Source organism: Pseudomonas sp. NBRC 111127 (genome assembly GCF_001320345.1).
GTDB classification, from domain to species: Bacteria; Pseudomonadota; Gammaproteobacteria; order Pseudomonadales; family Pseudomonadaceae; genus Aquipseudomonas; species Aquipseudomonas juntendi.
In genome coordinates, this window is record NZ_BCBD01000028.1 from 20,349 (window position 1) to 45,872 (window position 25,524).

General features: G+C 62.9%; 30 protein-coding genes and 1 pseudogene. 22 read left to right on the forward strand and 9 right to left on the reverse strand.

Annotated elements, in window-relative coordinates; all coding sequences use genetic code 11:
- Positions 1-90: 90 nt before the first annotated feature.
- Positions 91-420 carry a YdaS family helix-turn-helix protein gene (locus APH30_RS27645; RefSeq protein WP_082416123.1) on the reverse strand — a complete coding sequence of 110 codons (330 nt, stop codon included), beginning with the start codon at positions 418-420 and terminating at the stop codon, positions 91-93.
- A gap of 98 nt (positions 421-518) precedes the next feature.
- On the opposite strand from APH30_RS27645, the gene APH30_RS07905 reads away from it, so the two are divergent.
- From APH30_RS07905 to APH30_RS07965, 15 genes and pseudogenes are all read left to right on the forward strand, one after another.
- Complete coding sequence (locus tag APH30_RS07905; protein ID WP_054912158.1) at positions 519-1,277, forward strand: helix-turn-helix transcriptional regulator; 759 nt, start codon at positions 519-521, stop codon at positions 1,275-1,277.
- Positions 1,278-1,405: 128 nt separating this feature from the next.
- On the forward strand, positions 1,406-1,804 hold the full coding sequence (locus APH30_RS07910) for a LuxR C-terminal-related transcriptional regulator (protein WP_054912159.1): 399 nt from the start codon (positions 1,406-1,408) through the stop codon (positions 1,802-1,804).
- Between the two features lie 89 nt (positions 1,805-1,893).
- A pseudogene (csrA, locus tag APH30_RS29450) lies at positions 1,894-2,085 on the forward strand (carbon storage regulator CsrA); the annotation flags it as partial.
- A gap of 106 nt (positions 2,086-2,191) precedes the next feature.
- Positions 2,192-2,632 carry an Arc family DNA-binding protein gene (locus tag APH30_RS29885; protein WP_371262799.1) on the forward strand — a complete coding sequence of 147 codons (441 nt, stop codon included), beginning with the start codon at positions 2,192-2,194 and terminating at the stop codon, positions 2,630-2,632.
- Positions 2,629-2,772 carry a hypothetical protein gene (locus APH30_RS29020; RefSeq protein WP_177333715.1) on the forward strand — a complete coding sequence of 48 codons (144 nt, stop codon included), beginning with the start codon at positions 2,629-2,631 and terminating at the stop codon, positions 2,770-2,772. The genes APH30_RS29885 and APH30_RS29020 overlap by 4 nt, the downstream gene beginning before the upstream one ends.
- Entirely contained in the window at positions 2,769-3,506 is a 738-nt protein-coding gene (locus APH30_RS07925; RefSeq protein ID WP_054912161.1) for a hypothetical protein, read from the forward strand. Before APH30_RS29020 ends, APH30_RS07925 begins: the two co-directional genes overlap by 4 nt.
- A complete protein-coding gene (locus APH30_RS29300) occupies positions 3,503-4,033 on the forward strand; it encodes a hypothetical protein (RefSeq protein ID WP_218186803.1) in 531 nt (176 codons plus the stop codon). The genes APH30_RS07925 and APH30_RS29300 overlap by 4 nt, the downstream gene beginning before the upstream one ends.
- Positions 4,030-4,761, forward strand: a complete 732-nt coding sequence (locus APH30_RS07935; protein ID WP_054912162.1) for a metallophosphoesterase — start codon at positions 4,030-4,032, stop codon at positions 4,759-4,761. Before APH30_RS29300 ends, APH30_RS07935 begins: the two co-directional genes overlap by 4 nt.
- A gap of 2 nt (positions 4,762-4,763) precedes the next feature.
- Entirely contained in the window at positions 4,764-4,898 is a 135-nt protein-coding gene (locus APH30_RS29455) for a hypothetical protein (RefSeq protein ID WP_256221970.1), read from the forward strand.
- On the forward strand, positions 4,895-5,533 hold the full coding sequence (locus tag APH30_RS07940; protein ID WP_054912163.1) for an ead/Ea22-like family protein: 639 nt from the start codon (positions 4,895-4,897) through the stop codon (positions 5,531-5,533). The genes APH30_RS29455 and APH30_RS07940 overlap by 4 nt, the downstream gene beginning before the upstream one ends.
- 187 nt (positions 5,534-5,720) lie before the next feature.
- On the forward strand, positions 5,721-6,911 hold the full coding sequence (locus tag APH30_RS07945) for a site-specific integrase (protein ID WP_054912164.1): 1,191 nt from the start codon (positions 5,721-5,723) through the stop codon (positions 6,909-6,911).
- Between the two features lie 36 nt (positions 6,912-6,947).
- The gene (locus APH30_RS07950; protein ID WP_054890563.1) at positions 6,948-8,735 is read left to right on the forward strand and encodes an N-acetylglutaminylglutamine amidotransferase; all 1,788 of its coding nucleotides are present in this window, start codon (positions 6,948-6,950) and stop codon (positions 8,733-8,735) included.
- A 3-nt stretch (positions 8,736-8,738) separates the two neighbouring features.
- Positions 8,739-10,484, forward strand: a complete 1,746-nt coding sequence (ngg, locus tag APH30_RS07955) for an N-acetylglutaminylglutamine synthetase (RefSeq protein WP_054912165.1) — start codon at positions 8,739-8,741, stop codon at positions 10,482-10,484.
- 67 nt (positions 10,485-10,551) lie between these two features.
- The gene (locus APH30_RS07960) at positions 10,552-11,736 is read left to right on the forward strand and encodes an osmoprotectant NAGGN system M42 family peptidase (protein WP_054912166.1); all 1,185 of its coding nucleotides are present in this window, start codon (positions 10,552-10,554) and stop codon (positions 11,734-11,736) included.
- Between the two features lie 174 nt (positions 11,737-11,910).
- Complete coding sequence (locus tag APH30_RS07965; protein ID WP_039603187.1) at positions 11,911-12,138, forward strand: YheU family protein; 228 nt, start codon at positions 11,911-11,913, stop codon at positions 12,136-12,138.
- Here APH30_RS07965 and csrA (APH30_RS07970) read toward each other — a convergent pair.
- Positions 12,135-12,317, reverse strand: coding sequence for a carbon storage regulator CsrA (gene csrA / locus APH30_RS07970; RefSeq protein WP_009682863.1), 183 nt, complete (start codon positions 12,315-12,317; stop codon positions 12,135-12,137). The two genes, APH30_RS07965 and csrA (APH30_RS07970), sit on opposite strands and share 4 nt — an antisense overlap.
- A 120-nt stretch (positions 12,318-12,437) precedes the next feature.
- The gene (locus tag APH30_RS07975; protein WP_054912167.1) at positions 12,438-13,247 is read right to left on the reverse strand and encodes an SDR family oxidoreductase; all 810 of its coding nucleotides are present in this window, start codon (positions 13,245-13,247) and stop codon (positions 12,438-12,440) included.
- 195 nt (positions 13,248-13,442) lie between these two features.
- Between APH30_RS07975 and APH30_RS27650 the strand changes: the two genes are divergently transcribed.
- Positions 13,443-13,595 (forward strand): DUF3309 family protein, encoded by a 153-nt coding sequence (locus tag APH30_RS27650; RefSeq protein WP_009682861.1) that lies wholly within the window; start codon positions 13,443-13,445, stop codon positions 13,593-13,595.
- 62 nt (positions 13,596-13,657) lie between these two features.
- Here APH30_RS27650 and APH30_RS07980 read toward each other — a convergent pair whose 3' ends face one another.
- The 3 genes from APH30_RS07980 to APH30_RS07990 form a co-directional block, all read right to left on the reverse strand.
- Positions 13,658-15,322: a cation acetate symporter gene (locus APH30_RS07980; RefSeq protein ID WP_009682860.1), complete on the reverse strand. Its 1,665-nt coding sequence runs from the start codon at positions 15,320-15,322 to the stop codon at positions 13,658-13,660.
- Positions 15,319-15,630, reverse strand: a complete 312-nt coding sequence (locus tag APH30_RS07985) for a DUF485 domain-containing protein (RefSeq protein ID WP_009682859.1) — start codon at positions 15,628-15,630, stop codon at positions 15,319-15,321. The genes APH30_RS07980 and APH30_RS07985 overlap by 4 nt, the downstream gene beginning before the upstream one ends.
- Positions 15,631-15,869: 239 nt before the next feature.
- A complete protein-coding gene (locus tag APH30_RS07990; protein ID WP_009682858.1) occupies positions 15,870-16,730 on the reverse strand; it encodes a glycine betaine ABC transporter substrate-binding protein in 861 nt (286 codons plus the stop codon).
- A gap of 197 nt (positions 16,731-16,927) precedes the next feature.
- Here APH30_RS07990 and APH30_RS07995 point away from each other — a divergent pair, with 197 nt between their 5' ends.
- Positions 16,928-18,493 (forward strand): hypothetical protein, encoded by a 1,566-nt coding sequence (locus tag APH30_RS07995; protein ID WP_054912168.1) that lies wholly within the window; start codon positions 16,928-16,930, stop codon positions 18,491-18,493.
- A gap of 40 nt (positions 18,494-18,533) precedes the next feature.
- On the opposite strand, the gene APH30_RS08000 is transcribed toward APH30_RS07995, so the two are convergent.
- A complete protein-coding gene (locus tag APH30_RS08000) occupies positions 18,534-18,902 on the reverse strand; it encodes a hypothetical protein (RefSeq protein ID WP_054912169.1) in 369 nt (122 codons plus the stop codon).
- A 190-nt stretch (positions 18,903-19,092) separates the two neighbouring features.
- Here APH30_RS08000 and APH30_RS08005 point away from each other — a divergent pair, with 190 nt between their 5' ends.
- Together APH30_RS08005 and APH30_RS08010 are read left to right on the forward strand one after the other, a co-directional pair.
- The gene (locus tag APH30_RS08005) at positions 19,093-20,391 is read left to right on the forward strand and encodes a serine/threonine protein kinase (protein WP_054912170.1); all 1,299 of its coding nucleotides are present in this window, start codon (positions 19,093-19,095) and stop codon (positions 20,389-20,391) included.
- The gene (locus APH30_RS08010; protein WP_009682854.1) at positions 20,384-21,211 is read left to right on the forward strand and encodes a VacJ family lipoprotein; all 828 of its coding nucleotides are present in this window, start codon (positions 20,384-20,386) and stop codon (positions 21,209-21,211) included. The genes APH30_RS08005 and APH30_RS08010 overlap by 8 nt, the downstream gene beginning before the upstream one ends.
- Before the next feature lie 54 nt (positions 21,212-21,265).
- Here the strand turns inward: APH30_RS08010 and APH30_RS08015 are convergent, their stop codons facing one another.
- Both APH30_RS08015 and APH30_RS08020 read right to left on the reverse strand, forming a co-directional pair.
- Entirely contained in the window at positions 21,266-22,417 is a 1,152-nt protein-coding gene (locus tag APH30_RS08015) for a patatin-like phospholipase family protein (RefSeq protein ID WP_054912171.1), read from the reverse strand.
- Positions 22,418-22,442: 25 nt separating this feature from the next.
- Positions 22,443-23,378, reverse strand: a complete 936-nt coding sequence (locus tag APH30_RS08020; protein WP_054912172.1) for a lipid A biosynthesis lauroyl acyltransferase — start codon at positions 23,376-23,378, stop codon at positions 22,443-22,445.
- A gap of 111 nt (positions 23,379-23,489) precedes the next feature.
- On the opposite strand from APH30_RS08020, the gene minC reads away from it, so the two are divergent.
- The 3 genes from minC (at position 23,490) to minE (ending at position 25,442) form a co-directional block, all read left to right on the forward strand.
- Entirely contained in the window at positions 23,490-24,251 is a 762-nt protein-coding gene (gene minC / locus APH30_RS08025; protein WP_009682850.1) for a septum site-determining protein MinC, read from the forward strand.
- 120 nt (positions 24,252-24,371) lie between these two features.
- Positions 24,372-25,184 (forward strand): septum site-determining protein MinD, encoded by an 813-nt coding sequence (gene minD, locus APH30_RS08030; RefSeq protein ID WP_003252574.1) that lies wholly within the window; start codon positions 24,372-24,374, stop codon positions 25,182-25,184.
- A 3-nt stretch (positions 25,185-25,187) separates the two neighbouring features.
- Positions 25,188-25,442 carry a cell division topological specificity factor MinE gene (gene minE, locus APH30_RS08035; protein ID WP_009682849.1) on the forward strand — a complete coding sequence of 85 codons (255 nt, stop codon included), beginning with the start codon at positions 25,188-25,190 and terminating at the stop codon, positions 25,440-25,442.
- Positions 25,443-25,524 lie beyond the last annotated feature (82 nt).

The following is a 25,524-nucleotide window of genomic DNA, read 5'->3' on the forward strand; positions in this document are numbered from 1 at the left end:
CAGAGGTCGGTTAAGAACCCGCCTGGCAGCGGGTTTTTTGTTGCCTGGAGAAAAGTCAGCCGGACAACAAAAACAAGGATGCCGGGGCCGTCATGGAGAGGCCTGCGCAGTACTGGATGGATTAACAGCCCTGTAGGTGGAGCTGTATTGCCGTGGGTCTGTCTGTACATTTGTTTCCCGTGTGGGCAACTTGGCATTACGCTTGGGTCGCTTGGGAATCACCCACTGGATGTCTGGTCGAAGCTCAAAGCGAGTAACAGCCCCGTCAGTAGCTTCTTCGATTTGGATGGCCCGCTCAGCGGTTACAGATCGATCACCTGAAACGAGGCGAGACAAATAGGAGGCGGTCACACCAAGCCGCAAGGCGAGTAGTTTCTTTCCGCCCCTAGGCAAGGTTTCTAGGTAGTCAGCCAGGTTCATTGAATTTACCTAATGGTGCATTTTCGTCCTAGCTTACTCAGAAAATGTACCATTTCAAGGTAATTTCCCTCATGGGAAATAAAAGGTACATTTCAGGTATGGAAATCAAAGACATCCGGCGCCACCGCCTTCATAAGCTCCTTCTCACCATGTTCAGCGGGCGTAAGTCCTCTCTGGCCGAGGCCATTGGCAAGCCTGCTTCGTACGTTTCGAGGCTGTTTTCAGACAATCCCGCCCACTCAAGGAACATTGGAGAAACCATGGCGCGAGAGATTGAGAGATCACTGGGAGTAGATCCTGGCTACCTTGATATGCCTCTTACAAAGCTTGAGGCTGGCGGGGCATGGGACCCGGCGACTAACCCAGATTCGATTTCACCTGTTCACTTGGATATACCAGTTCGCCTGGCCCAAAAGATCGAGAGATACAGCGGGCATATTGATATCCCCGTGATGGATGTTGAGGCGTCGATGGGCCCAGGTCGCTTCGCTCCGGAGACCGAGGTAGTGGCTAGCAGAATGTCCCTTGAGGTCGAATGGCTGCGACGCACGGTAGCCATGACCGATATATCGAACCTCAGAATCATCACCGGAATGGGCGAATCGATGTCGCCCACGATCAAGCATGGTGATCTGCTTCTCATTGATACTGGTGTGAATTCGGTTTCTTACGACGCCGTCTACCTGATAGCCATGAGCACGTCATTGCTGGTAAAGAGAATCCAGCGGGAGGTATCGGGCATACGGATTGTGTCCGACAACCCAAAGTACAAAGAAATCGTAGTCCCAGAGGACTTGGAGGAGCGAGTGCAGATCCTAGGAAGGGTGGTATTTGTGTGGAGTGGAAGCAGGGTTTGATCCCTGCCGGTAAAGGGCCCGCCGATGAGCGGGCCTTTTTTTTGGAAAAAATATTTACCAAAAGGATTGACCAAAATTATCCAATTGGTACTCTTTGCCACATAGCCAACCAGCACGGAGCTACCACTATGACTGCAGCAACCTCAATCACCATCGGTAATTGGCAAGGGCTCCTGGGCCAAGGCGCAGCGCCGCGTGAGCTGGAGTGCTTGCTGGCGATCGCGGGCGGTGCTTCGGGTAAAGAAGTTGCTCGGGCGCTTGGGATCAGCGAGGACGGCGTCAAGAAACGGATGCTGGCACTCGGAACCAAGTGGGGCATGACCAAGCGTACTGCATTGCTGGCTGAGGCATTTAGGCGCGGGATCATCAGCCCAGCCGCTACCGCCCTGGCCCTGCTGATGGCCATACACGGACTGATCGGCGACGACCATATGCTTCGCGTCCGGCGCAGCGGTAACAGCGGCGAGCGCCGGGTGGAAACCCGAGTTGCAACCCGGCGCGTCGACTGCGCCCTGCCGGTGGCGTGACGCCTACCACCTGATTTGACCAAACCAGTTTTGCGAAAGCCAACAACCGCGGCAGGCCCTCGGCTTGCCTGAATAAAAGGAGTTTGACCATGTTGATCCTCACTCGCCGCATAGGCGAAACCATCCGCATCAACGATGACATCAGCGTCACAGTGCTGGGCGTCAACGGTATGCAGGTCCGCCTGGGCATTGCCGCACCGGAAGGTGTGGCCGTGCACCGTCAGGAGATCTACGAGCGAATCCAGGCTGGCGAGAAGTTGCCAGCGCCAGCAGCTGCGCCAGGGCCGGATCGTTCAGAGCCGCTCTATGGCAATCGCACTGAGCCCGAATGGCGCCAGCTGCTGGCCGAAGAAGCTGCAGCGCGTACCAGTGGGCAGGAGGTGCAACATGGCGTTTGATAGCCACAGCCTCGACAAATTCGTTGTCCGCCTGCCGGACGGAATGCGCGACCAGGTTGCAGCAACTGCGCAAGCCGATGAGCGCTCGATGAACGGCCTGATAGTTATCGCGATCCGCGAGTATCTGGATCGTGGCCAAAAGGCCAACGCACTGCTCGACGCCCTGGTGCTTGCTGCTGAGGTGAAAGACTCGGTCCTCGTCGACCAACCCGGGTGCGCCTTCGACATCGACGAGCACGTCCGCATGGCTGCCGATGCGCGCCGGTATCGGTGGCTACGCCAGCATGGCCGCCTCCAGGATGCATACGCCACTCTCCTGGCTTTGAGCAGGCGAGACAGCCTCGACTTCTCCCAAATGGATAGCGAGATTGACGCAGCTCTACGCCTCCAGGCCGCATTGCAAACAGCGGCGCAGGAGCAGCAGCCATGAGCCGCGCATCCCTACTGCTGCAACTGTGGGATGCCCTCCAGCATCGCGAAACCACCTTCGGTCAGGTCGCCGCTCTATCGGCCGCTTGCGGTCTGGATGGACGCCGCGTGCTGGCCGACCACTTCCGGAGGCTCTCATGAACAAGCGTCGAGCAATCAACCCCGCCGCCCTCCCCGCCGTGGGCCAGCCCCTGAGCGGCGGATTCTACGCCGGCCGGATCTTCTTCGACGGCGCCGAACACGCGGTGATCGATGCAGGCCGGGATTTCGAGGTGGCCGCCCACTGGTGGCAGGAGGAAGGCCCTCGCCCGCGTATCCGTGGCGCCACGTCTCGCTTCGACGGCATGGCCAACACCCAGGCGATGGCCGCCGAGGGCAGTGCCATCGCCCGAAAGGTGCTGGGCATGAACATCCGTGGCACCTGGGGCTGGCACATCCCGTCGATCGAGGAACTGCAGGTGCTGCGCTGCAACCTGCTCCAACTGCCCGACTGGGGGCGGCAGGGCCTCGGCCAGAACAAGGAAGCCGCCCAGGCCTTCGTTTGCGCCCACGACTACTGGACCAGCAGCCAAAAGGCCAACTCGGCCACGGCCTGGTACATGGCCATGCTGCCATGGTGCACGCCCGAGACGAACTGGGTGAGCCGTGTGAAAGGCATCAGGCCAGTGCGCACCCTGCTGATCAGGCAGGAAGCTTTCGTGCACGCACCATCGACTGACACACCGCTCGCCGAGGCGGACCTACGCGGCCTGGCCAATCAGCAAGCGGTGGCCACCGTGCTCGAGCGATTCGTGAATGAGGACGCCGGGAAGTTCTACGGGCGCGCCGATGCCTTGGTGGCGGAGCTGGCTGCGCTGGCGGGAGGTCGCGCATGAGCATCGTATTGCAGGGTTACAAGCTGAACCAGCGTCAGCTGGACGCTATCACCCCGGTCATGAATGACCTGATTCAGGGCCGGGTAAGCCAGAAAAAGTTCGAGCAGGCCTGCGTAGACGCAATCGCGGCGGCAGGCTGCCCACTGGGATACGACACCACGATGCCGGGCGCTGACAAGACCGTCGAGCAGCGTGCAGCGGCGTGGATGCGCGACGGCGAGGTCGGTATGTCGTCGCGGGCCATTCACGATCACATGCTGGGTCTGACGCCGAGGTGCGGCTACCTCGACTATCCGCTCGATCCTGACGACCTGAATCGCTGCCTGCTGCTGCTCGAGCTGATCCCTGAGTGGAAGCCGCGAATCGGGGAAATGGCTCAGCACGGCGTGATGTGGTCCGGCCTGGCGGCGCGCTGGGACGAGATCGTTCAGTCCTTCCTAAGCGAGGCGGGCCTGGACTGGTCGGCGAGCAAACGGGCACCAAAGACATACCTGCTGATGAAGCAAGCACTGGGGCAGCGGCCATGATCCTGCAACGATTTACCATCAACACCGCCGGCCGCGACTTCGCCGTGGGCGATATCCACGGCCACTTCACTCGCCTGCAGCGCGTCTTGGACGCGGTCGGATTCAACCCTGCTGCTGATCGGCTGTTCTCGGTGGGCGACCTGGTCGACCGCGGGCCCGAGTCTGACCAGGTGGATACGTGGCTGGCCAAGCCATGGTTCCATGCCGTGCGCGGCAACCACGAGCAGATGGCAATTGAGGCGTACCGGTTCGATCCGTCCGGCCGCATCGGTGACGTACACCTTTTCAACGGCGGGGCCTGGCTCTATGCCAGATCCTCCGTGGAGCAGGCGTGCTATGTCGAGCTGCTGGCCGACCTGCCGCTGATCATCGAAGTGATGACGCCCCAGGGCCTGATCGGGATCGTGCACGCCGATTGCCCATTCCCGACCTGGGGCATGCTCGAATCCTGGGCTGATGGCTGCATGCCGGGAATGCGCAACGTTGAGGAAGCGGTGCAGTGGTCGCGCAGCCGGATCACCCATGAGCAGCACCACGGTGTCGGCGGCGTGCGCGCGGTGGTGGTGGGGCACACGCCGGTCAAGCGCCCTGCCGTGCTGGGCAACGTCTACCACATCGAAACTGGCGGCTGGATGGATGGCCACTTCACGCTATTGGACCTGCATACCCTGCTGGCGAACCCGCCGATCGACCCCAAGCTGAGCTGGGACTGGGAGGATAGACCGTGACCATGAACGAACTCAGGTGCCAGCACTGGAGCCGCTGCTACGCCGCCGCCCTGGCACGTGGGCTGAACCACGATCAGGCGAAGGCGCAGGCTGACGCGTCCATGTGCAATTTCAACCGCCGCTGGAGCATGTCATGAACATAGATCGAGCCAAGTTGCGGGCGCTGGCCCAAGCCGCTACCGGCGGCCAGTGGGTCACAGAAGGCGAGCACATCAATCAACACGGCCACCTCCTGCACGTCTACGTGGCGCATGAGAACAGCGGGATGATCGCCCAGGCCTTCGCCAACTGCCGCGTTAAAACGGATGCGGAGTGCCGCGCCAATGCTGCCTTCATCGCGAGCGCGAACCCGGCCAATATCCTGGCCCTGCTCGCGGAAATCGAGCGGTTGCACGAGCACAAGCAACACCTGGTCGACCTGCGTGAGGCGCACGGCTTCGACTGCTGGGCTGCTGCGCTGGTGGAGATTGACCGGGTCAGGGCAGCGAACGAAGCGCTCTCCTCAGCCAACGATGCGCGCCGGCGCCACCTGGACAACGCCAAACTGGCGGCTGGTGTCGGACCGTTTGATGATCTGGTCACAACCGTTGAGGCCCTACGACAGGATGCCCAGCGGTATAGGTGGCTGAAGCTGCAGCGCTCAAGAGCGTGGAAAGAGGCTGCTGATGTGCCAATGAACCATACGGATGCGCACATCGACGCTGCCATGGCAGCAGAGGCTGACGTGACAGATCGGCGTGACAACCAGAACCTGACGAATCAGGAGGAATAGCGATGGCAGCAGCAGAGAATCTTCCCGAAGACCATGTGCACGACAAGGTCACCGAAAAGCGGATGGGCGAGCTGGTGGGGTGTACAGCGAAGGCGCTTCAGCGGAAGCGTGAGAAGGGCATCATCCCCAACTGGGTGTGGATGAAGATCAACGGCAGGATCATGTACAGCAAAAGGAGATATGACGAATGGATCGAAAGCCTGTGGACCTGCCGGCCGGGGTTGAATTTGTCGGGCGATCAATCCGAATCCGCTTCACCTGGAACAAGAAGCGTTACTGCGAGACGCTCCCCCTCCCTCAGACCGCGAAAGGGATCGCAGCAGCCGCGAGTCTACGTGCTCAAGTAAAGGGCCTTGATAAGCTCGGCGCACTTACCGCAGAGAAGTACGCCGAGCTGTTCCCCAACACGCGCAGCGTGGTGGTGCAGGAGCAGCCCGTGCCGATCTTCTTCGACTATGCCCAGGACTGGCTGAACAGCCTGCAGATCGTTGAGGGCACCAGGTCGGGATACAGATCGGCGCTGCAGACGTACTGGATACCGTACCTGGCGGAGCTTCCAATCGACACCATCACGTCTGTCCGCCTACGCAAGATCATGAACGAGATCGAATGGACCTCACCCAGCCGCCGCAAAGGCGTGGTGGGCATTCTGGTATCCATCTTCCAGCAGGCGCTGGCCGACGAGCTTGTCACGCGTAACCCAGCACTTTCCATACCTGGGGCGAAGGTACCCAAACGCGAGGTTGACCCCTTCACCAAGGAAGAGGCCGACTCACTGATAGCTCACCTATATGAATCGACGAGCGGTCTAACCGTGATTTACGCCGCCTATTTCGAGTTCTGTTTTTACACTGGGATGCGCCCGGGAGAGGTGATGGCGCTGCGCTGGAGCGAGATTGACAGGCGATCAAAAATCGCGCACGTCTGCCGGATTCAGATCCGGGGAGTGATCGAGGATCGCACCAAAACGAAGCGCTCCAGGAGCGTCTTATTGAACGATCGCGCCATGCATGCGCTCGAAAAAGCCAGACCGCTCACAGAGGCGCGTTCAGATTACGTGTTCGCGCCCAGTGGGACGGGCGACCGTTCGGAGATGTTCATCCGCTCCGAGACGAGTCAAAAACGCTACTGGCTTGCAGCCCTGCGGAAGCTTGGTATTCGCCGCCGCAGGATGTACGACACGCGCCATACGTACGCGACCATGTGCCTGATGGCCGGCATGAACCCGGCATTCATCGCCGCGCAACTCGGGCACAGCGTGCAGGTGCTGCTTTCGACATATGCGAAGTGGATCAACTCGCCGAACGACTGGGCTGAGCTTGATAAGCTGAAATCGCTGGAAAGTGGTACAAAATTGGTACGGAGCAAAAGCCAGTAGCGCCATGAGTGCCGAAACTCAAAGGGTTTACGTTACATGTGCGGATTAGCAGGAGAGTTACGTTTCACCCCCATCGGCCAAGCGCCACGCCCAGCCGACCTGGCTGCGGTAGAGCGCATTACCCATCACCTGGCCCCACGCGGCCCGGATGCCTGGGGCTTCCATAGCCAGGGCCCGATAGCCCTCGGCCACCGCCGCCTGAAAATCATGGACCTGTCCGACGGCTCGGCGCAGCCCATGGTCGACAACACCCTGGGCCTGTCCCTGGCGTTCAACGGTGCCATCTACAATTTCCCCGAGTTGCGCCAGGAGCTGCAGGCCCTGGGCTACCAGTTCTGGTCGGACGGCGACACCGAAGTGCTGCTGAAGGGCTACCACGCCTGGGGTGCGGCGCTACTGCCGAAACTCAACGGCATGTTCGCCCTGGCCATCTGGGAACGCGATAACCAACGCCTGTTCCTGGCCCGCGACCGCCTGGGCGTAAAGCCGCTGTACCTGTCACGCAACGGCGAGCGGCTGCGTTTTGCCTCGACCCTGCCAGCGCTGCTCAAGGGCGGCGACATCGACCCGATGCTCGACCCGGTGGCGCTCAACCACTACCTCAACTTCCATGCCGTAGTGCCGGCACCGCGCACCTTGCTGGCGAACGTGCAAAAGCTGGAACCCGGCACCTGGATGCGTATCGACCGCCACGGCGAAATCGAGCGTCAGACCTGGTGGCAACTGCAATACGGGCCCAACGCCGATGAGCGTGAGCTGGACCTGGAAGGCTGGACCACCCGCGTACTGGACGCGACCCGCGAAGCCGTGGCCATCCGCCAGCGTGCCGCCGTGGACGTGGGCGTGCTGCTGTCCGGCGGTGTCGACTCCAGCCTGCTGGTCGGCCTGCTGCGTGAAGTCGGTGTGGACGACCTGTCGACTTTTTCCATCGGCTTTGAAGATGCCGGCGGCGAGCGCGGCGACGAGTTCCAGTACTCCGACCTGATCGCCCGGCACTACGGCACGCGCCACCACCAGTTGCGCATTGCCGAGCACGAAATCATCGACCAGCTGCCTGCCGCCTTCCGCGCCATGAGCGAGCCGATGGTCAGCCACGACTGCATCGCCTTCTACCTGCTGTCGCGGGAAGTGGCCAAGCATTGCAAGGGCGTGCAAAGCGGCCAGGGCGCCGACGAACTGTTCGCCGGCTACCACTGGTACCCGCAGGTGGACGGCGCCGACGATGCCTACGCGGCGTACCGCAACGCCTTCTTCGACCGCAGCCACGACGAGTACCGCGATACCGTGCAGGCGCCATGGTTGCTGGATACCGATGCCGCTGGCGATTTCGTGCGCGAGCATTTCGCCCGCCCCGGCGCGCCGCAGGCGGTGGACAAGGCCTTGCGCCTGGACAGCACCGTGATGCTGGTCGACGACCCCGTCAAACGGGTCGACAACATGACCATGGCCTGGGGCCTGGAGGCACGCACCCCGTTCCTCGACTACCGCCTGGTAGAGCTGTCGGCACGCATTCCGGCGCGCTTCAAGCTGCCAGACGGCGGTAAACAGGTGCTCAAGCAAGCCGCACGGCGGGTGATCCCGCATGAAGTGATCGATCGCAAGAAGGGCTACTTCCCGGTACCGGGCCTGAAGCACCTGGAAGGCGCCACACTGGGTTGGGTACGCGAACTGCTGACCGACCCCAGCCAGGACCGTGGGCTGTTCAACCCAGCCATGCTCGACCGCCTGCTTAGCAACCCGCACGGCCAATTGACGCCACTGCGCGGTTCCAAGCTGTGGCAACTGGCAGCATTGAACCTGTGGCTGAGCGAACAAGGACTCTGACCGATGAAACCCCACGAAATCGCCTACGGTCAGCGCCTGCTGCGTGGCCAGGCGCCGTCCTACGAGCGCCTGCAGGCGCGCCTGGCCGGCGACGGCAGCCAGCCCCACCAACAGCCGCGTGCCGTGCACTGCGGCTGGGGCCGGCTGCTGATTGGCCACACCTATGCCGCGCCGGCCGACCTGGCCGACGACCTGTTGGGCGAGTGCCCAGGCGAACGCGATATCGCGCTGTATGTGGCAGCACCGCAGCAGGTGCTGGCGCAGGCGCCACAACAGTTGTTCCTCGACCCATCCGACACGCTGCGCCTGTGGTTCACCGATTACCGCCCGGCGCAGCGGGTATTCCGCGGCTTTCGCGTGCGGCGGGCGCAGAACCCGGCCGACTGGCAGGCCATCAACACCTTGTATCAGGTGCGCGGCATGCTACCGGTCGATGCCGACTTGCTCACCCCTCGGCACCTGGGCGGCCCGGTCTACTGGCTGGCTGAAGACGAAGACAGCGGCGCGGTGATCGGCAGCGTCATGGGCCTGAACCATGCCAAGGCTTTCGATGACCCCGAGAACGGCAGCAGCCTGTGGTGCCTGGCAGTCGACCCGCACTGCACCCGCCCCGGCGTGGGTGAAGTGCTGGTGCGCCACCTCATCGAGCACTTCATGAGCCGCGGCCTGGCCTACCTCGACCTGTCGGTGCTGCACGACAACCGCCAGGCCAAGCGCCTGTACCAGAAGCTTGGCTTTCGCAACCTGCCCACCTTCGCCGTCAAGCGCAAGAACGGCATCAACGAGCAACTGTTCCTCGGCCCCGGCCCACAGGCCGACCTCAACCCCTATGCACGCATCATCGTCGACGAGGCATTGCGCCGCGGCATCGAGGTACATGTGGATGACGCCGCCGGCGGGCTGTTCACCCTCAGCCTGGGCGGCCGGCGCATCCGCTGCCGAGAGTCGCTCAGCGACCTGACCAGCGCCGTGACCATGACCCTGTGCCAGGACAAGCGCCTGACCCAGCATGCCCTGCGCACTGCCGGGCTGCAGGTGCCGGCGCAACAATTGGCCGGTAATGCCGACGATAACCTGGCCTTTCTCGACGAGCATGGCGCGGTGGTGGTCAAGCCCGTTGACGGCGAACAAGGCCAGGGCGTAGCGGTAAACCTGACCTGCATCGACGACGTGACCCAGGCGGTCGCCCATGCCCGCCAGTTCGATAGCCGGGTATTGCTGGAAAGCTTCCATGCCGGCCTCGACCTGCGCATCGTGGTGATCGGCTATGAAGTGGTGGCAGCGGCCGTTCGCCACCCGGCCCAGGTGCTGGGTGACGGCAAGCACAGTGTGCGCCAGTTGATCGAGGCCCAAAGCCGTCGTCGCCAGGCCGCTACGGCGGGTGAAAGCCGTATCCCGCTGGATGAAGAAACCGAACGTACCCTGCGCGCTGCTGGCGTGGGTTACGACGACGTACTGCCCCCCGGCCAGCGCCTGGCCGTGCGGCGCACCGCCAACCTGCACACCGGCGGCACCCTGGAAGACGTTACCGCCCGCCTGCACCCGGTGCTGGCCGACGCCGCCGTGCGCGCTGCCCGGGCGCTGGAAATTCCGGTGGTCGGGCTGGATTTCATGGTGCGTGATGCCGAACAGCCCGAGTACGTGATCATCGAAGCCAACGAGCGCGCCGGCTTGGCAAACCACGAACCGCAGCCAACGGCCGAGCGTTTCATCGACCTGCTGTTCCCGCATAGCCGGCCTTTGGCGTAAACCAGTGCCGGGCTCTTCGCGGGTTCACTCGCGAAAAGGCCGGCACAGGAGCAAGGAGTACTCAACCATGTCCGAGCGACACCCCGAACCCGATCTCGAATACCTCAAGCGCGTGCTGCTGGAGATGCTGGCCATCCCCAGCCCGACCGGTTTCACCGACACCATCGTGCGCTACGTGGCCGAACGCCTGGACGAACTGGGCATCCCCTTCGAGCTGACCCGTCGCGGCACCATTCGCGCGACCTTGAAGGGCCGGCAAACCTCGCCCGACCGCGCCGTATCCGCGCACCTCGATACCATCGGCGCCAGCGTGCGCCAACTGCAGGACAACGGCCGGCTGGCCCTGGCGCCGGTTGGCTGCTGGTCCAGCCGCTTCGCCGAGGGCAGCAGGGTCAGCGTGTTCACCGACACCGGCGTGTTCCGCGGCAGCGTACTGCCGCTGATGGCCAGTGGGCACGCCTTCAACACCGCCATCGACCAGATGCCGGTCAGCTGGGAACACGTGGAAGTGCGCCTGGACGCCTATTGCGCCACCCGCGCCGATTGCGAGGCGCTGGGGGTGAGCATTGGGGACTTCGTGGCCTTCGACCCACTGCCCGAGTTCACAGACAGCGGCCACATCAGCGCCCGTCACCTGGATGACAAGGCCGGTGTCGCGGCGCTGCTCACCGCGCTCAAGGCAGTGGTGGAGAGCGGCCAGCAACCGTTGATCGACTGCCACCCGCTGTTCACCATTACCGAGGAAACCGGCTCGGGCGCAGCGGGTGCCCTGCCTTGGGACGTCAGCGAGTTCGTCGGCATCGACATTGCGCCGGTGGCGCCCGGGCAAGCCTCCAGCGAGCACGCCGTGAGCGTGGCCATGCAGGACTCGTCGGGGCCCTATGATTACCACCTGTCGCGGCACTTGCTGAAACTGGCCGGCGACCACGACCTGCCGGTACGCCGCGACCTGTTCCGCTACTACTTCAGTGATGCCCATTCGGCGGTAACGGCCGGGCACGACATTCGCACCGCGCTGGTGGCGTTCGGCTGCGATGCCACCCACGGCTATGAGCGGACGCACATCGACAGCCTGGCGGCCCTGAGCCAGTTGTTATCGGCGTACCTGCTCAGCCCGCCGGTGTTTGCCAGCGATTCGCAGCCGGCCAATGCCTCGCTGGAGCGCTTCAGCCACCAGCTGGAACACGATGCGCAGATGGAGAGCGACACGCGCGTGCCGGCGGTCGACAGCCTGGTCGGTAACAAGGCCTGAGGCCCTGAGGCCGCTTTGCGGCCCATCGCAGGCAATACAAGACCGTTGCTCCCACAGCTCAAAAATTGCACTGTCGTTGTAGGAGCGGCCTTGTGTCGCGATGGGCCGCAACGCGGCCCCAAACCCCCAAAGTTTCGCGTAGCATGCCCCCACCGTAACCCGAGACACCGCCCCATGCTGATCCCCTACGAGCACCTGCAAGCCGAAACACTGACCCGCCTGATCGAAGACTTCGTCACCCGCGACGGTACCGACAATGGTGACGATACCCCGCTCGAAACACGGGTACTGCGGGTACGCCAGGCATTGGCCAAGGGCCAGGCCTTCATCCTTTTCGACCCCGAAAGCCAGCAGTGCCAGTTGCTGGCCAAGCATGACGTGCCGCGGGAACTGCTCGACTAGCCGGCCTCGGCTTTCTTGGCTTCCTTGATGCGCTTGTACACCTCGGACCGGTGCACCGGCACTTCCCGTGGGGCGTCCACGCCAAAGCGCACCACCCCGTCACGGGTTTCGACCACCACGAGGCGGATGTTCTCACCGATCATGATGACCTCGCCCACTTCGCGCCCTATCACCAGCATGTTCCGGTCCTCCTGCACAAGGTAAAACCGGAGACTGCATCGTCAGGATCAGGCTACTCAATAGCTCCGCGGCGATTCAGAAGCGCCCTACATCTACTGGTAATTCGCCCTACAGATATTTCATCGCGAAACAGCTTTGGCACGCATTTTCACGGCCATTTCGGCCATTTCCTGGTAGAGCCGCTCGGGGGCTTGCCGCTTCAATTCCCAAGCCTGCCGCCCGGCCTCATGCGGCAGAATCAGGAACTCGCCAGCAGCGACCTGCCGGTGGATGTAGTCGGCAATGTCCGCCGCATTGATCGGCGACCCTTCCAGCAACTTGCCGACCTGTGCCTTCATGGCCGGGTTCGGGCCGCGAAACGAGTCCAGCAGATTGGTCTGGAAGAACGACGGGCACACCACATGCACCGCCACCTCCACCTGGCGCAATTCCACCAGCAGGCTCTCCGACAGCGCCAGCACGCCGGCCTTGGCGACGTTGTAGTTGCTCATGCCCGGCCCCTGCATCAGGGCAGCCATCGACGCGACGTTGATGATGCGCCCCTTGCTGCGCTCCAGCAGGGGCAGGAAGGCCTTGCAGCCCTTGACCACGCCCATCAGGTTGACGGCAATCTGCCAGTCCCAGTCTTCCAGCGACAGCTCGGCAAAGAACCCGCCCGAGGCAACCCCGGCGTTGTTGACCACCACGTCGATGCCACCGAACTGCTCGGTACAGGCCTGGGCCAGGGCTGTGAGCTGGCTGTAGTCGCGCACGTCGCAGCGCTGGACGAAACCCTCACCGCCGGCCGCACGGGCCAGGTCCAGCGTTTCGCGCAGGCCGCTTTCGTTGACATCGGCCAGCGCCAGGCGCCACCCCTCACGTGCCCAACGCAGGGCAATCTCGCGCCCGAGGCCTGAGCCGGCTCCGGTAATCATGATGCGGTTGTGCATGGTGGCTGGCCCTGTCTCGTTGAGGAATGAAACGAGTCTAAACAAGGGGCTGGCCAAGGGCAGGGTTCATCAGGGTAGTGAATGTGGGGGCATGAACCGGCACAAAATGGAATCTTTCACATTGCCCACCAGTCCGAACTTACAAGAGGCCGGCAACCCGAGGCCCTTGACCCCCAACCACGCAAGGACACGTACATGACCACGATCCTCATCATCATCCTGATTCTTCTGTTGATTGGTGGCTTACCGGTCTTCCCACACTCGCGCAGCTGGGGCTACGGCCCGTCCGGCATCGTCGGCGTGGTACTGGTGGTCCTGCTGGTGTTGTTACTGCTGGGCAGGATCTAGCGGCGCCACGCTAGGCATAAAAAAACCGCGCTTCGGCGCGGTTTTTTTATGGGCGGGCGGGCTCAGTGCGACACGGCACCCGAAGCCCCCAGGCCAGTCTGCGAACGGACGAACTGCGGGAAGAACAGCGCGCGTTCGTTTTCTGCGGCCTTGGACTTGTCGGTGACCGAGAAGAACCAGATGCTGACGAAGGCAATGGCCATCGAGAACAGCGCCGGGTACTCGTACGGGTAGATCGGCTTTTCATGGCCCAGGATCTGCACCCAGATGGTCGGGCCAAGGATCATCAGCGTCACTGCGCTGACCAAGCCCAGCCAGCCGCCGATCATGGCGCCACGGGTGGTCAGCTTTTTCCAGTACATCGAAAGCAGCAGGACCGGGAAGTTGCAGCTGGCGGCGATGGAGAACGCCAGGCCGACCATGAAGGCGATGTTCTGCTTCTCGAACAGGATGCCCAGGCCGATCGCCAGTACGCCGAGGGCGACGGTGGTGATCTTCGACACGCGGATCTCGTCCTTGTCGTTGGCCTTGCCCTTGCGCCACACGCTGGCGTACAGGTCGTGGGACACTGCCGAGGCACCCGCCAGGGTCAGGCCGGCGACCACCGCCAGGATGGTGGCGAACGCCACTGCCGAGATGAAGCCGAGGAACACGCTGCCACCCACGGCATTGGCCAGGTGCACCGCGGCCATGTTGTTGCCGCCCAGCAGCGCGCCGGCGGCGTCCTTGAAGTCAGGGTTGGTGCTGACCAGCAGGATGGCGCCAAAGCCGATGATGAAGGTGAGGATGTAGAAGTAGCCGATGAAGCCGGTGGCGTACAGCACGCTCTTGCGGGCTTCCTTGGCGTCACTGACGGTGAAGAAGCGCATCAGGATGTGCGGCAGGCCGGCCGTACCGAACATCAGCGCCAGGCCCAGCGAGAACGCCGAGATCGGGTCTTTGACCAGGCCGCCCGGGCTCATGATGGCCTCGCCCTTGGCGTGCACCTTGATCGCTTCGGAGAACAGCGTGTTGAAGTCGAAGCCCACGTGTTTCATCACCATCAGCGCCATGAAGCTGGCACCGGACAGCAACAGCACGGCCTTGATGATCTGTACCCAGGTGGTGGCCAGCATGCCGCCGAACAGCACGTACAGGCACATCAGGATACCCACCAGGATCACCGCCACATGGTAGTCCAGGCCGAACAGCAGCTCGATCAGCTTGCCGGCACCGACCATCTGCGCGATCAGGTAGAACGCCACTACCACCAGCGAGCCGGAAGCCGACAGGGTGCGGATTTCCTTTTGCCCGAGGCGGTACGAAGCCACGTCGGCGAAGGTGTACTTGCCCAGGTTGCGCAGGCGTTCGGCAATCAGGAAGAGAATGATCGGCCAGCCGACCAAGAAGCCGATCGAGTAGATCAGGCCATCGTAGCCAGAGGTGAACACCAGTGCGGAAATGCCCAGGAACGAGGCTGCCGACATGTAGTCGCCGGCAATCGCCAGGCCATTCTGGAAACCGGTGATCTTGCCGCCGGCGGCGTAGTAGTCCGACGCCGACTTGTTGCGCTTGGAGGCCCAGTAGGTAATGCCCAGGGTGAAGGCGACGAACGCCACGAACATGGCGATGGCAGAGACGTTCAGCGGTTGCTTCTGCACCTCGCCGGTCAGGGCATCGGCGGCCCACACGGCGGGTGCGAAGGCTCCGCAGGCCAGTATGGCCAGGGCTTTGGCGTGGCGAATCATTGTTGCGCCTCCTTCAGGATGGCCTTGTTCAGCTCATCGAACTCGCCGTTGGCGCGGCGCACGTAGATGGCGGTAAGGACGAATGCCGAGACGATCAGGCCGACGCCGATGGGGATACCCCAGGTGATCGACGACTCAGGGCTGAGCTTTGCGCCCAGTATGTGAGGACCGTAGGCAATGAGGAGGATGAAAGCGCAGTACAAGCCGAGCATGATCGCCGAGAGGATCCAGGCGAACCGTTCGCGTTTGCTGACCAGCTCCTTGAAGCGAGGGCTGTTTTGTATCGAGAGGTAAATGCTGTCGTTCATTGTTTTTGTCCTAGCAGCACAAGTAGGGAAACACCCACACCCTTACTTTATGCTGCCGATGGACGCCAACCAGACGACCTTAGTCTTAGATGCAACGGTGTTTTACCGTTTGCGTAACAAAGTGCCGGGCCATTCGCGGGAAAACCCGCTGCCATAGGGCCCACCACAAGGTTCAGCCTTGTGATAGCCCTGCGGCAGCGGGTTTACCCGCGAAGCAACAAAACCGGCCCTTCAGGTTGTTACTTGCCAGTCCATTCCTTGACGCGGTCCGGGTGCTTGGCCACCCAATCCTTGGCCGCCGCTTCAGGCTTGGCGCCTTCCTGGATGGCCAGCATCACTTCGCCAATCTCGTCTTTGGACTGCCAGCTGAATTTCTTCAGGAACTCGGCCACTTCCGGTGCCTTGGTCGCCAGTTCTTTGCTGCCGATGCTGTTTACGGTTTCCGACGCGCCATAAACGCCTTTCGGGTCTTCGAGGAACTTCAGCTTCCACTTGGCGAACATCCAGTGCGGCACCCAGCCGGTCACTGCAATCGACTGCTGCTTGGCGTAGGCACGGCCCAGTTCGGCGGTCATCGCGGCGCCCGAGCTGGCTTGCAGCTTGTAGCCGGTCAGGTCGTAGTCCTTGATGGCCTGTTCGGTCTTGATCATCACGCCCGAGCCTGCATCGATGCCGACGATCTTCTGCTTGAAGCTGTTGTCGGTCTTGAGGTCGGCGATGCTGGTGGCCTTGACGTACTCAGGCACGATCAAGCCGATCTTGGCATCTTTGAAGTTGGCGCCGTAGTCGACCACGTTATCCTTGTTCTTGGCCCAGTACTCGCCATGGGTCACCGGCAACCAGGCCGACAACATGGCATCGAGCTTGCCGGTCGCCACACCCTGCCACATGATCCCGGTGGCAACGGCCTGCAACTTCACATCGTAGCCGAGCTTCTGCTTGATTACTTCGGCCGCCACGTTGGTGGTTGCCACGCTGTCGGCCCAGCCGTCCACGTAGCCAATGCTCACTTCCTTGGCCATTGCCTGTGCTGCGCTCAATCCCAGTACCAGGGCGGTGCCCACGCCCAGGAAACGTCGCATTTTTTTCAAAGTCGCCATCAAAGCATCCCCTCGTCAGGTCTTGGAGATTCCATCATCTGCCTGCAACCCCGGGCGACCTGATCCAGCTGCGACCTGTACCTGCCCCATATGCGACAGCACTGTGCCATTAGCGCCATATGCCCACCACGACCTGCGCGATCCTTGCATGCCAAAGCTTTGGCGCCGGGCTACTATCTATCCCTTTGTGCCTGACGATGGACCGCCTGATGCCCCGTTCTGCCCGCGCGCTGCTGCCGTTGTACCTGTTTGCCTGCCTGTTCGCCCTGCTGGGGCTGGGAGCGCTCTGGTACGGGCTTGGCAAGCCGCTGCAACTGCCCGATGCCGCGAGCCCTGCACACAAGCTGCAATGTGCCTCGTACACACCGTTCGACAAGGACCAGTCGCCCTACGACCAACCGTTTCGGCTGCGCCCGCAGCGCATGGATGCCGACCTGGCCTTGTTGGCCGAACGCTTTCAGTGCATTCGCACCTATTCCATGACCGGTCTTGAAGCAATACCGGCGCTGGCGCGCAAGCACGGCCTGAAGGTGATGCTGGGGGCCTGGGTCAATGCGCACGCCGCCGACACCGAGCGGGAAATCAACCTGCTGATCGCCGCCGCCAACGCCAACCCCGACGTGGTCAGCGCAGTGATCGTCGGCAACGAAACCCTGCTGCGCAAGGAGGTGACCGGTGCGCACCTGGCCACGCTGATCGCCCGGGTGAAAAGCCAGGTGCACGTGCCGGTGACCTACGCCGATGTCTGGGAATTCTGGCTACAGCACCCGCAGGTGGCACCGGCGGTGGACTTCCTCACCATTCACCTGTTGCCCTACTGGGAGGACAACCCCCGTGGCATCGACCAGGCCTTGGCCCATGTCGCCGATGTACGCCGGGTGTTCGGTACGCGCTTTGCGCCCAAGGACGTCCTGATTGGTGAAACCGGCTGGCCCAGCGAAGGCCGCCAGCGCGAGACGGCAGTGCCCAGCCGGGTCAATGAAGCGCGCTTCATTCGTGGTTTTGTGAGCATGGCAGAGGCCAATGGCTGGCACTACAACCTGATCGAGGCCTTCGACCAGCCGTGGAAGCGTGCCAACGAAGGTGCGGTGGGCGGGTACTGGGGGTTGTACGATGCCGACCGGCAGGACAAGGGCGTGCTGGAAGGGCCGGTGAGCAACCTGCACTACTGGCCGCAGTGGTTGCTGGGCAGCGCCGCGCTGATGCTGGTCATGCTGGTGCTGGCCGGGCGCCCCGCCACCCTGCGGGCGGCGTTGCTGTTACCGCTGCTGGCTGCGCTGGGGGCGGGTTGCCTGGGCCTGTGGGGCGAGCTGGTGCGCACCCATGCGCGCTTCGCCGGGGAATGGGTGTGGGCGCTGGCGCTGGTCGCACTGAACCTGTTGGTGCTGGCCCATGCCGTGTTGGCCCAGGCGCAGCGCGCCGGTTGGCGCGAGCGGCTGTTCGCCGGGTTGCAGGCGCGCGCCGGCTGGCTGTTGCTGGCAGCAGGCTTCGCTGCGGCGGTGAGCATGCTGGCGCTGGTGTTCGACCCGCGCTACCGCAGCTTCCCCACTGCGGCGCTGGCGTTGCCGGCGCTGGTGTACGCGCTGTGGCCGGTGCGCGCGCCGCGGGCGGAGGTGGCATTGCTGGCGTTTATCGTGGGTGCCGGGGTGGCGCCACAGCTGTTTGTCGAAGGGCTGCAGAACCGCCAGGCCTGGGGGTGGGCGGTGGTGAGCGTGGTAATGACCGTGGCGCTGTGGCGCAGCTTGCGGCTGCGCGCGGTGTAATGGCGGCCGCGGCGCACCTTTAATGCGGCGGTTGGCCTGGTCAGGCCCGCTGCTGCGAGCGGACCAACCGCAAGCCCGCCAGCACCAGCGCAAACACCGCAATGCTGGCGGTATACAGCACCAGCGCCGGCACCGCGAACACCAGGGCCAGGAAGGCCAGCCACCTGCCTGCACGGCCTGCGACCACCTGCGCCAACAGGGCCAGGCCCAACCCGCCCCAGGCCAGCACCTGGTGGTGAATGCCCAGCCCCAGCAACGACCGGACCTCGCACTGCCAGTACGCCGCCGGTAACGTGCACAGGCCGACCCACTGGCCGTCTTCCATCAGCCCGTAACGCACCGCATAACTGGCTGCGAGCCACAGCCCGATGAACAGCATGACCATGGCTGCCGGCAAGGCACGAGACATCCTGTTTTCCCTACAGTCACTATTGAAGAAAACGATGATCACCCATCGCCCCTGATAAGGCAAAATTGTCGGCCTGCAGCTATGTTGCAGATAACAAGAACACCAAAGGCCACTACGCCAGGCAACTTTGTTCAGCCCGCAGTGGTCCTAGCCTGCATACGCTTGACCTTGCGTTCTTTTGGGGGATTACATGCTTCGTACTTTGCGCCTCGCTGCCTTGCTCGGTGGCCTGCTCATGGCTGTGGCCGCTTCAGCGCGCGATATCGACGCCGCCAGCTATGGCTACCCCTTGACCAACCCGTTCGAGGCCACCATCGCCACCACACCGCCGGAGCAGCGCCCGACCCTGCCCAGCGATGAAGACATCGACCAGTCCGACTACAGCCTGAACCTGCGCCCGGAGCGCGAGTTCATCCTGCCCGACAACTTCTGGGCGGTGAAAAAGCTCAAGTACCGCCTGGCCCGCCAGGACCACGCGGCGCCGCTGATCTTCATCATCGCCGGCACCGGGGCCGCCTATACCAGCACCATCAACGAATACCTGAAGAAGCTGTTCTATCAGGCCGGTTTCCACGTGGTGCAGTTGTCGTCGCCTACCAGCTACGACTTCATAAGCGCCGCCTCGCGCTTTGCCACCCCCGGCATCACCCAGGAAGACGCCGAAGACCTGTACCGGGTCATGCAGGCCGTGCGGGCCCAGCACCCGCGCCTGCCGGTCAGCGAGTTCTACCTGACCGGCTACAGCCTGGGGGCCCTCGACGCGGCGTTCGTCAGCCACCTGGACGAAACCCGCCGCAGCTTCAACTTCAAGCGCGTGTTGCTGCTCAACCCACCGGTCAACCTGTACACCTCGATCAACAACCTCGACAAGCTGGTGCAAACACAGGTCAAGGGCATCGACCGCAGCACCACCTTCTACGAGTTGATGCTGCAAAAGCTCACCCGCTACTTCCAGGACAAGGGTTACATCGACCTCAACGATGCCCTGTTATACGACTTCCAGCAGTCGAAACAACATTTGTCCAACGAACAGATGGCCATGTTGATCGGCACCTCGTTCCGCTTCTCGGCGGCCGACATTGCCTTTACCTCCGACCTGATCAACCGTCGCGGCCTGATCATTCCGCCGAAGTACCCGATCACCGAAGGCAGCAGCCTCACGCCGTTCTTCAAACGTGCCCTGCAGTGTGACTTCGACTGCTACATGACCGAGCAGGTAATCCCCATGTGGCGTGCACGCACCGACGGCAACAGCATCCTGCAACTGATCAACCAGGTCAGCCTGTACGCGCTGGCAGACTACCTGCACAGCAGCGACAAGATCGCGGTGATGCACAACGCCGACGACGTCATCCTCGGCCCGGGCGACATCGGCTTCCTGCGCAAGGTCTTTGGTGACCGGCTGACCCTCTACCCCCATGGCGGCCATTGCGGCAACCTCAACTACCGCGTCAACAGCGACGCCATGCTGGAGTTCTTCCGTGGTTAACAAACTCCTCTTCGCCACTGCCCTGCTAGCCGCCGGCCACACCCTGGCCGCCGAAACCGCACCGCGGGCCAGCGTGGTCGAGGCCGACCCGCAGGTGGTTGGCACAGCGCCACTGGTGCCCGAGTCCGACGGTTTTCTCGACCCGCTGCGCGAGCTGAAATTCAACCCCGGCCTGGACCAGCGGGAGTTCGAGCGCTCCACGTTGGAGGCGCTGAACGTGTACGACCCGCTGGAGTCGGTCAACCGGCGCATCTACCACTTCAACTACCGCCTCGACCAGTGGGTGCTGCTGCCGTTGGTGAACGGCTACCAGTACGTTACGCCAAGCTTCGTCCGCACCGGGGTCAGCAACTTCTTCAATAACCTGGGCGATGTGCCGAACCTGTTCAACAGCGTGCTGCAGCTCAAGGCCAAACGCTCCGCCGAGATCACCGCACGGCTGATGTTCAACACCATCATTGGCGTAGGCGGGCTGTGGGACCCGGCGACCAGCATGGGCCTGCCACGGCAGAGCGAAGACTTTGGCCAGACGCTGGGCTTCTACGGGGTACCCGAAGGGCCGTACCTGATGCTGCCGCTGCTGGGCCCCTCAAACCTGCGCGATACCACCGGCCTGGCAGTGGACTACGCCGGCGAGCAGAGCATCAACTACCTCAACGTGGCCGACGCCAGCAAGGACCACCCCGAGATCTTCGCCTTGCGCGTGGTGGACAAGCGCTACAACACCAAATTCCGCTATGGCCAGCTCAACTCGCCGTTCGAGTATGAAAAAGTGCGCTACGTGTATACCCAGTCGCGCAAGCTGCAGATAGCCGACTAACCCGGCCCGGCCCTTTGGCGGCGGTGCAATGCCGCGAAAGGGCCGGCGCAGGCGTTATCCGATACCCAGGAACTGGCACAGCTCGCGCTTTTTGGCCAAGGCGTCGCGGCGCCCCAACTCGATCAGCTCACTGCAATAACCGGCTTCGAACAGCAGATAGCTCAACACCCCCGCGCCACTGGTACGGGTTGCCCCCGGCCCGCGCAGGAACAGGCGCAGCGCCGCCGGCAGGTCGCGGCGGTGGCGCGCGGCAATCTCGTCCAGCGGCTGGCTGGGCGCAACCACCAGCACATCGATCGGTGCCAGGCCCAGGCGGCGTGCGTCCAGGTGCGCTGGCAACAGCCGGCCCAGGTGGTTGAGCCGCTGCAGCAGTTCGATGTCATCTTCCAGGCTGTCAATGAAGGTGCTGTTGAGCAGGTGCCCGCCGATCTGCGCCAGGCTTGGCTGCTGCCCGCTGAATACCCGCTGGGGCGGCAAGGGTGTCGCAGGCCGCTGCGGGTTGCCGCTGACGCCGACCACCAGCACCCGGCTGGCACCCAGGTGCAGGGCCGGGCTTATCGGCGCCGACTGCCGCACCGCACCATCACCGTAATACTCGTCACCCAGCTGCACCGGCGCGAACAGCAGCGGGATCGCCGCACTGGCCAGCAGGTGGTCGATGCCCAGCGGCGTGGGCACGCCGATGCGGCGGTGGCGCAACCAGGCTTCGATCGAGCCTCGGCCCTGGTAGAAGGTCACCGCCTGGCCGGACTCGTAACCGAACGCGGTTACCGCTACCGCGCGCAGTTGCTCGGCGGCCAAGGCCTGGCCAATGCCATCCAGGTTCAGCTGCGCCTCCAGCAAGGTGCGCAGCGGGCGGCTGTCGAGCAACGCCACGGGCGCCTGGCCGCCCAGCCCAAGCAGGTTGTGGCCGACAAACCGGCTGGCCTGGCGCACCACCCCAGGCCAGTCACTGCGGATCACCAGGTGGCTGGAAATGTTCTGCCAGAAGTGCGTCAGCCGTTGCACGGCGCTGTTGAACTGGCCGGCACCGCTGGCCAGGGTCACGGCGTTGATGGCCCCTGCCGAAGTGCCGACGATCACCGGGAACGGGTTGGCTGCGCTGGCCGGCAACAGCTCGGCGATGCCGGCCAGTACGCCGACCTGATAGGCGGCGCGGGCGCCACCGCCAGACAGGATAAGGCCGGTTACCGCAGGTGGGGCCATGGCGTGCTTCCCGACGACACAGGGTTCAACGCTTTTTCTTGTCATACAGCCGCTCAGCCCCTTCGGGCCGCGACTTGAACCGGCGATGCGCCCACAGGTACTGCTCGGGGCATTCGCGCAGCACGCTTTCGACCCACTGGTTGATGCGCAGGCAATCGGCCTCTTCGCTTTCCCCGGGGAAGCCCGCCAGCGGTGGGTGGATCACCAGCCGGTAGCCGCTGCCATCGGCCAGGCGTTTCTGGGTGAACGGAATGACCTGCGCCTTGCCCAGCCGGGCAAACTTGGTGGTGGCCGTGACCGTTGCGGCGGGTATGCCGAACAGCGGCACGAACAGGCTCTGCTTGGTGCCGTAGTCCTGGTCCGGCGCGTACCAGATCGCCCGGCCCGAACGCAGCAGCTTGAGCATGCCACGCACATCCTCGCGTTCCACCGCCAGCGAATCGAGGTTGTGACGCTCGCGCCCGCTGCGCTGGATGAAATCGAACAGCGCGTTACCATGCTCGCGGTACATGCCGTCGATGGTGTGCTGCTGGCCCAGCAGCGCCGCGCCGATTTCCAGGGTGGTGAAGTGCACCGCCATCAGGATGGCCCCCTGCCCCGCCTGCTGCGCGGCTTGCAGGTGCTCCAGGCCCTCGACATGGGCCAGGCGTGCCAGCCGCGCCTTGGGCCACCACCAGCTCATGGCCATTTCGAAAAAGGCGATGCCGGTGGACGCGAAGTTGGCCTTCAGCAACCGCTGCCGTTCGTCGACTGACAGCTCCGGAAAGCACAGCTCCAGGTTGCGCGCAGCAATGCGCCGGCGCTCGCCGGCAAAGTGGTACATCACCGCGCCCAGCGCGGCACCGATTTTCAACAGCGCCCGGTACGGCAACTGGACTACCAGCCACAGCAGGCCCAGGCCCAGCCACAGGCCCCAGAACTTTGGGTGAAGGTAATAGCGACGAAAACGCGGGCGTTCCATTGAAGCATCCGGAAAGACAAAGGCTGCGCATTCTACAACGGATCAGCGCATGTTGCGGGCAACCGGTGTTCTCGTTATAAGTCAGGGCACTTTTTCCGCAACAAGCCGTCTATGCAGACCATGAGCCCAAACCACACACCCGACACCGCTTCCGTGTTCCAGCTCAAGGGCAGCATGCTTGCCATCACCGTACTGGAACTGGCGCGCAATGACCTTGAAGCCCTGGACCGCCAGCTGGCGGCCAAAGTCGCCCAGGCGCCGAACTTCTTCAGTAACACGCCGCTGGTGCTGGCGCTGGACAAGCTGCCTGCCGATGAAGGGGCAATCGACCTGCCCGGCTTGATGCGGATCTGCCGCCACCATGGCCTGCGCACGCTGGCCATTCGTGCCAGCCGCATCGAGGACATCGCCGCAGCCATCGCCATCGACCTGCCCGTGCTGCCGCCGTCCGGCGCCCGTGAGCGGCCGCTGGAGCCCGAACCCGAAGCGGTGAAAAAACCCGAACCCGCCCCAGTACCGCCCCCCGCCCCGGAGCCGGAGGTACGCCCGACCCGCATCATCACTTCGCCGGTACGCGGCGGCCAGCAGATCTACGCCCAAGGTGGCGATCTGATAGTCACGGCTTCGGTCAGCCCGGGTGCGGAACTTCTGGCCGATGGCAACATCCATGTGTACGGCGCCATGCGCGGCCGCGCCCTGGCCGGCATCAAAGGCAATACCAAGGCACGTATCTTCTGCCAGCAGATGACCGCCGAAATGGTCTCCATCGCTGGCCAGTACAAGGTCTGCGAAGACCTGCGCCGCGACCCGCTGTGGGGCACCGGCGTGCAAGTCAGCCTGTCTGGTGACGTGTTGAACATCACCCGTCTTTAACGGATACTTGCCAGCATTTTTAGTGCAACTTTTTTTACAGTTGCCTTTTATTTGAGCTATTAAAGCTATTTCAGTTTTTTGCAGGGACAAGTGTCCCGACTATTTTAGGGGTGAAACACCTTGGCCAAGATTCTCGTGGTTACTTCCGGCAAGGGGGGTGTGGGCAAGACCACCACCAGCGCCGCCATTGGTACCGGCCTCGCACTGCGCGGCCACAAGACCGTCATCGTCGACTTCGACGTGGGCCTGCGTAACCTCGACCTGATCATGGGCTGCGAACGCCGCGTGGTGTACGACTTCGTCAACGTGGTCAACGGCGAAGCCAACCTGCAGCAGGCCCTGATCAAGGACAAGCGCCTCGAGAACCTGTACGTGCTGGCCGCCAGCCAGACCCGTGACAAGGACGCGCTGACCCAGGAAGGCGTGGAAAAGGTACTGATGGACCTGAAAAAGGACTTCGAGTACGTGATCTGCGACTCGCCGGCCGGTATCGAGAAAGGCGCGCACCTGGCGATGTATTTCGCCGACGAAGCGATTGTCGTGACCAACCCTGAAGTGTCGTCGGTACGCGACTCGGACCGCATGCTGGGTATCCTGTCGAGCAAATCGCGCCGTTCCGAGAACGGCGAAGAGCCGATCAAGGAGCACCTGCTGATCACCCGCTACCATCCCGAGCGCGTGGTGAAGGGCGAAATGCTCAGCGTGGCCGACGTCGAAGAAATCCTGTCGATCAAACTCAAAGGCGTCATCCCGGAGTCTCAGGCTGTGCTCAAGGCTTCCAACCAGGGTATCCCGGTCATCCTCGATGACCAGAGCGACGCTGGCCAGGCCTACAGCGATGCAGTCGACCGCCTGTTGGGCAAAGAGAAGCCAATGCGCTTCATCGATGTACAGAAGAAAGGATTCTTCGAGCGCATTTTCGGGAGCAAATAAACCATGAACCTTTTTGACTTCTTTCGTGGCAGACAGAAACAGACCAGCGCGTCGGTGGCGAAAGAGCGTCTACAGATCATCGTGGCGCACGAGCGCGGCCAGCGCAGCGAGCCGGACTACCTGCCGGAGCTGCAGAAAGAACTGCTGGAAGTGATCCGCAAGTATGTGAACATCGGCAATGACGACGTGCATATCGAGCTGGAGAACCAGGGCAGCTGCTCGATTCTGGAGCTGAACATTACCTTGCCGGATCGGTGATTCGGCAAAAAAGCCGGGGCTGCGTTGCAGCCCTTTCGCGACACAAGGCCGCTCCCACAAGGGTTATGCACTCCCCTGTGGG

Excerpts from the sequence above, each read along its gene's own strand:
- APH30_RS07950 (WP_054890563.1), top strand. The coding sequence starts at position 6,948 with ATGTGCGGATTAGCAGGAGAGTTACGTTTCACCCCCATCGGCCAAGCG.
- APH30_RS27645 (WP_082416123.1), bottom strand. The coding sequence starts at position 420 with ATGAACCTGGCTGACTACCTAGAAACCTTGCCTAGGGGCGGAAAGAAA.
- APH30_RS07945 (WP_054912164.1), top strand. The coding sequence starts at position 5,721 with ATGGATCGAAAGCCTGTGGACCTGCCGGCCGGGGTTGAATTTGTCGGG.
- APH30_RS07995 (WP_054912168.1), top strand. The coding sequence starts at position 16,928 with ATGGACCGCCTGATGCCCCGTTCTGCCCGCGCGCTGCTGCCGTTGTAC.
- APH30_RS07965 (WP_039603187.1), top strand. The coding sequence starts at position 11,911 with ATGCTGATCCCCTACGAGCACCTGCAAGCCGAAACACTGACCCGCCTG.
- APH30_RS07960 (WP_054912166.1), top strand. The coding sequence starts at position 10,552 with ATGTCCGAGCGACACCCCGAACCCGATCTCGAATACCTCAAGCGCGTG.
- APH30_RS07990 (WP_009682858.1), bottom strand. The coding sequence starts at position 16,730 with ATGGCGACTTTGAAAAAAATGCGACGTTTCCTGGGCGTGGGCACCGCC.
- APH30_RS07940 (WP_054912163.1), top strand. The coding sequence starts at position 4,895 with ATGAACATAGATCGAGCCAAGTTGCGGGCGCTGGCCCAAGCCGCTACC.
- APH30_RS07980 (WP_009682860.1), bottom strand. The coding sequence starts at position 15,322 with ATGATTCGCCACGCCAAAGCCCTGGCCATACTGGCCTGCGGAGCCTTC.
- APH30_RS07935 (WP_054912162.1), top strand. The coding sequence starts at position 4,030 with ATGATCCTGCAACGATTTACCATCAACACCGCCGGCCGCGACTTCGCC.
- csrA (WP_009682863.1), bottom strand. The coding sequence starts at position 12,317 with ATGCTGGTGATAGGGCGCGAAGTGGGCGAGGTCATCATGATCGGTGAG.
- APH30_RS07925 (WP_054912161.1), top strand. The coding sequence starts at position 2,769 with ATGAACAAGCGTCGAGCAATCAACCCCGCCGCCCTCCCCGCCGTGGGC.
- APH30_RS27650 (WP_009682861.1), top strand. The coding sequence starts at position 13,443 with ATGACCACGATCCTCATCATCATCCTGATTCTTCTGTTGATTGGTGGC.
- APH30_RS08015 (WP_054912171.1), bottom strand. The coding sequence starts at position 22,417 with ATGGCCCCACCTGCGGTAACCGGCCTTATCCTGTCTGGCGGTGGCGCC.
- minC (WP_009682850.1), top strand. The coding sequence starts at position 23,490 with ATGCAGACCATGAGCCCAAACCACACACCCGACACCGCTTCCGTGTTC.
- APH30_RS29300 (WP_218186803.1), top strand. The coding sequence starts at position 3,503 with ATGAGCATCGTATTGCAGGGTTACAAGCTGAACCAGCGTCAGCTGGAC.
- APH30_RS07975 (WP_054912167.1), bottom strand. The coding sequence starts at position 13,247 with ATGCACAACCGCATCATGATTACCGGAGCCGGCTCAGGCCTCGGGCGC.
- APH30_RS08020 (WP_054912172.1), bottom strand. The coding sequence starts at position 23,378 with ATGGAACGCCCGCGTTTTCGTCGCTATTACCTTCACCCAAAGTTCTGG.
- APH30_RS29455 (WP_256221970.1), top strand. The coding sequence starts at position 4,764 with ATGAACGAACTCAGGTGCCAGCACTGGAGCCGCTGCTACGCCGCCGCC.
- APH30_RS07910 (WP_054912159.1), top strand. The coding sequence starts at position 1,406 with ATGACTGCAGCAACCTCAATCACCATCGGTAATTGGCAAGGGCTCCTG.
- APH30_RS08000 (WP_054912169.1), bottom strand. The coding sequence starts at position 18,902 with ATGTCTCGTGCCTTGCCGGCAGCCATGGTCATGCTGTTCATCGGGCTG.
- APH30_RS29885 (WP_371262799.1), top strand. The coding sequence starts at position 2,192 with ATGGCGTTTGATAGCCACAGCCTCGACAAATTCGTTGTCCGCCTGCCG.
- APH30_RS29020 (WP_177333715.1), top strand. The coding sequence starts at position 2,629 with ATGAGCCGCGCATCCCTACTGCTGCAACTGTGGGATGCCCTCCAGCAT.
- APH30_RS07985 (WP_009682859.1), bottom strand. The coding sequence starts at position 15,630 with ATGAACGACAGCATTTACCTCTCGATACAAAACAGCCCTCGCTTCAAG.
- ngg (WP_054912165.1), top strand. The coding sequence starts at position 8,739 with ATGAAACCCCACGAAATCGCCTACGGTCAGCGCCTGCTGCGTGGCCAG.
- minE (WP_009682849.1), top strand. The coding sequence starts at position 25,188 with ATGAACCTTTTTGACTTCTTTCGTGGCAGACAGAAACAGACCAGCGCG.
- APH30_RS07905 (WP_054912158.1), top strand. The coding sequence starts at position 519 with ATGGAAATCAAAGACATCCGGCGCCACCGCCTTCATAAGCTCCTTCTC.
- APH30_RS08005 (WP_054912170.1), top strand. The coding sequence starts at position 19,093 with ATGCTTCGTACTTTGCGCCTCGCTGCCTTGCTCGGTGGCCTGCTCATG.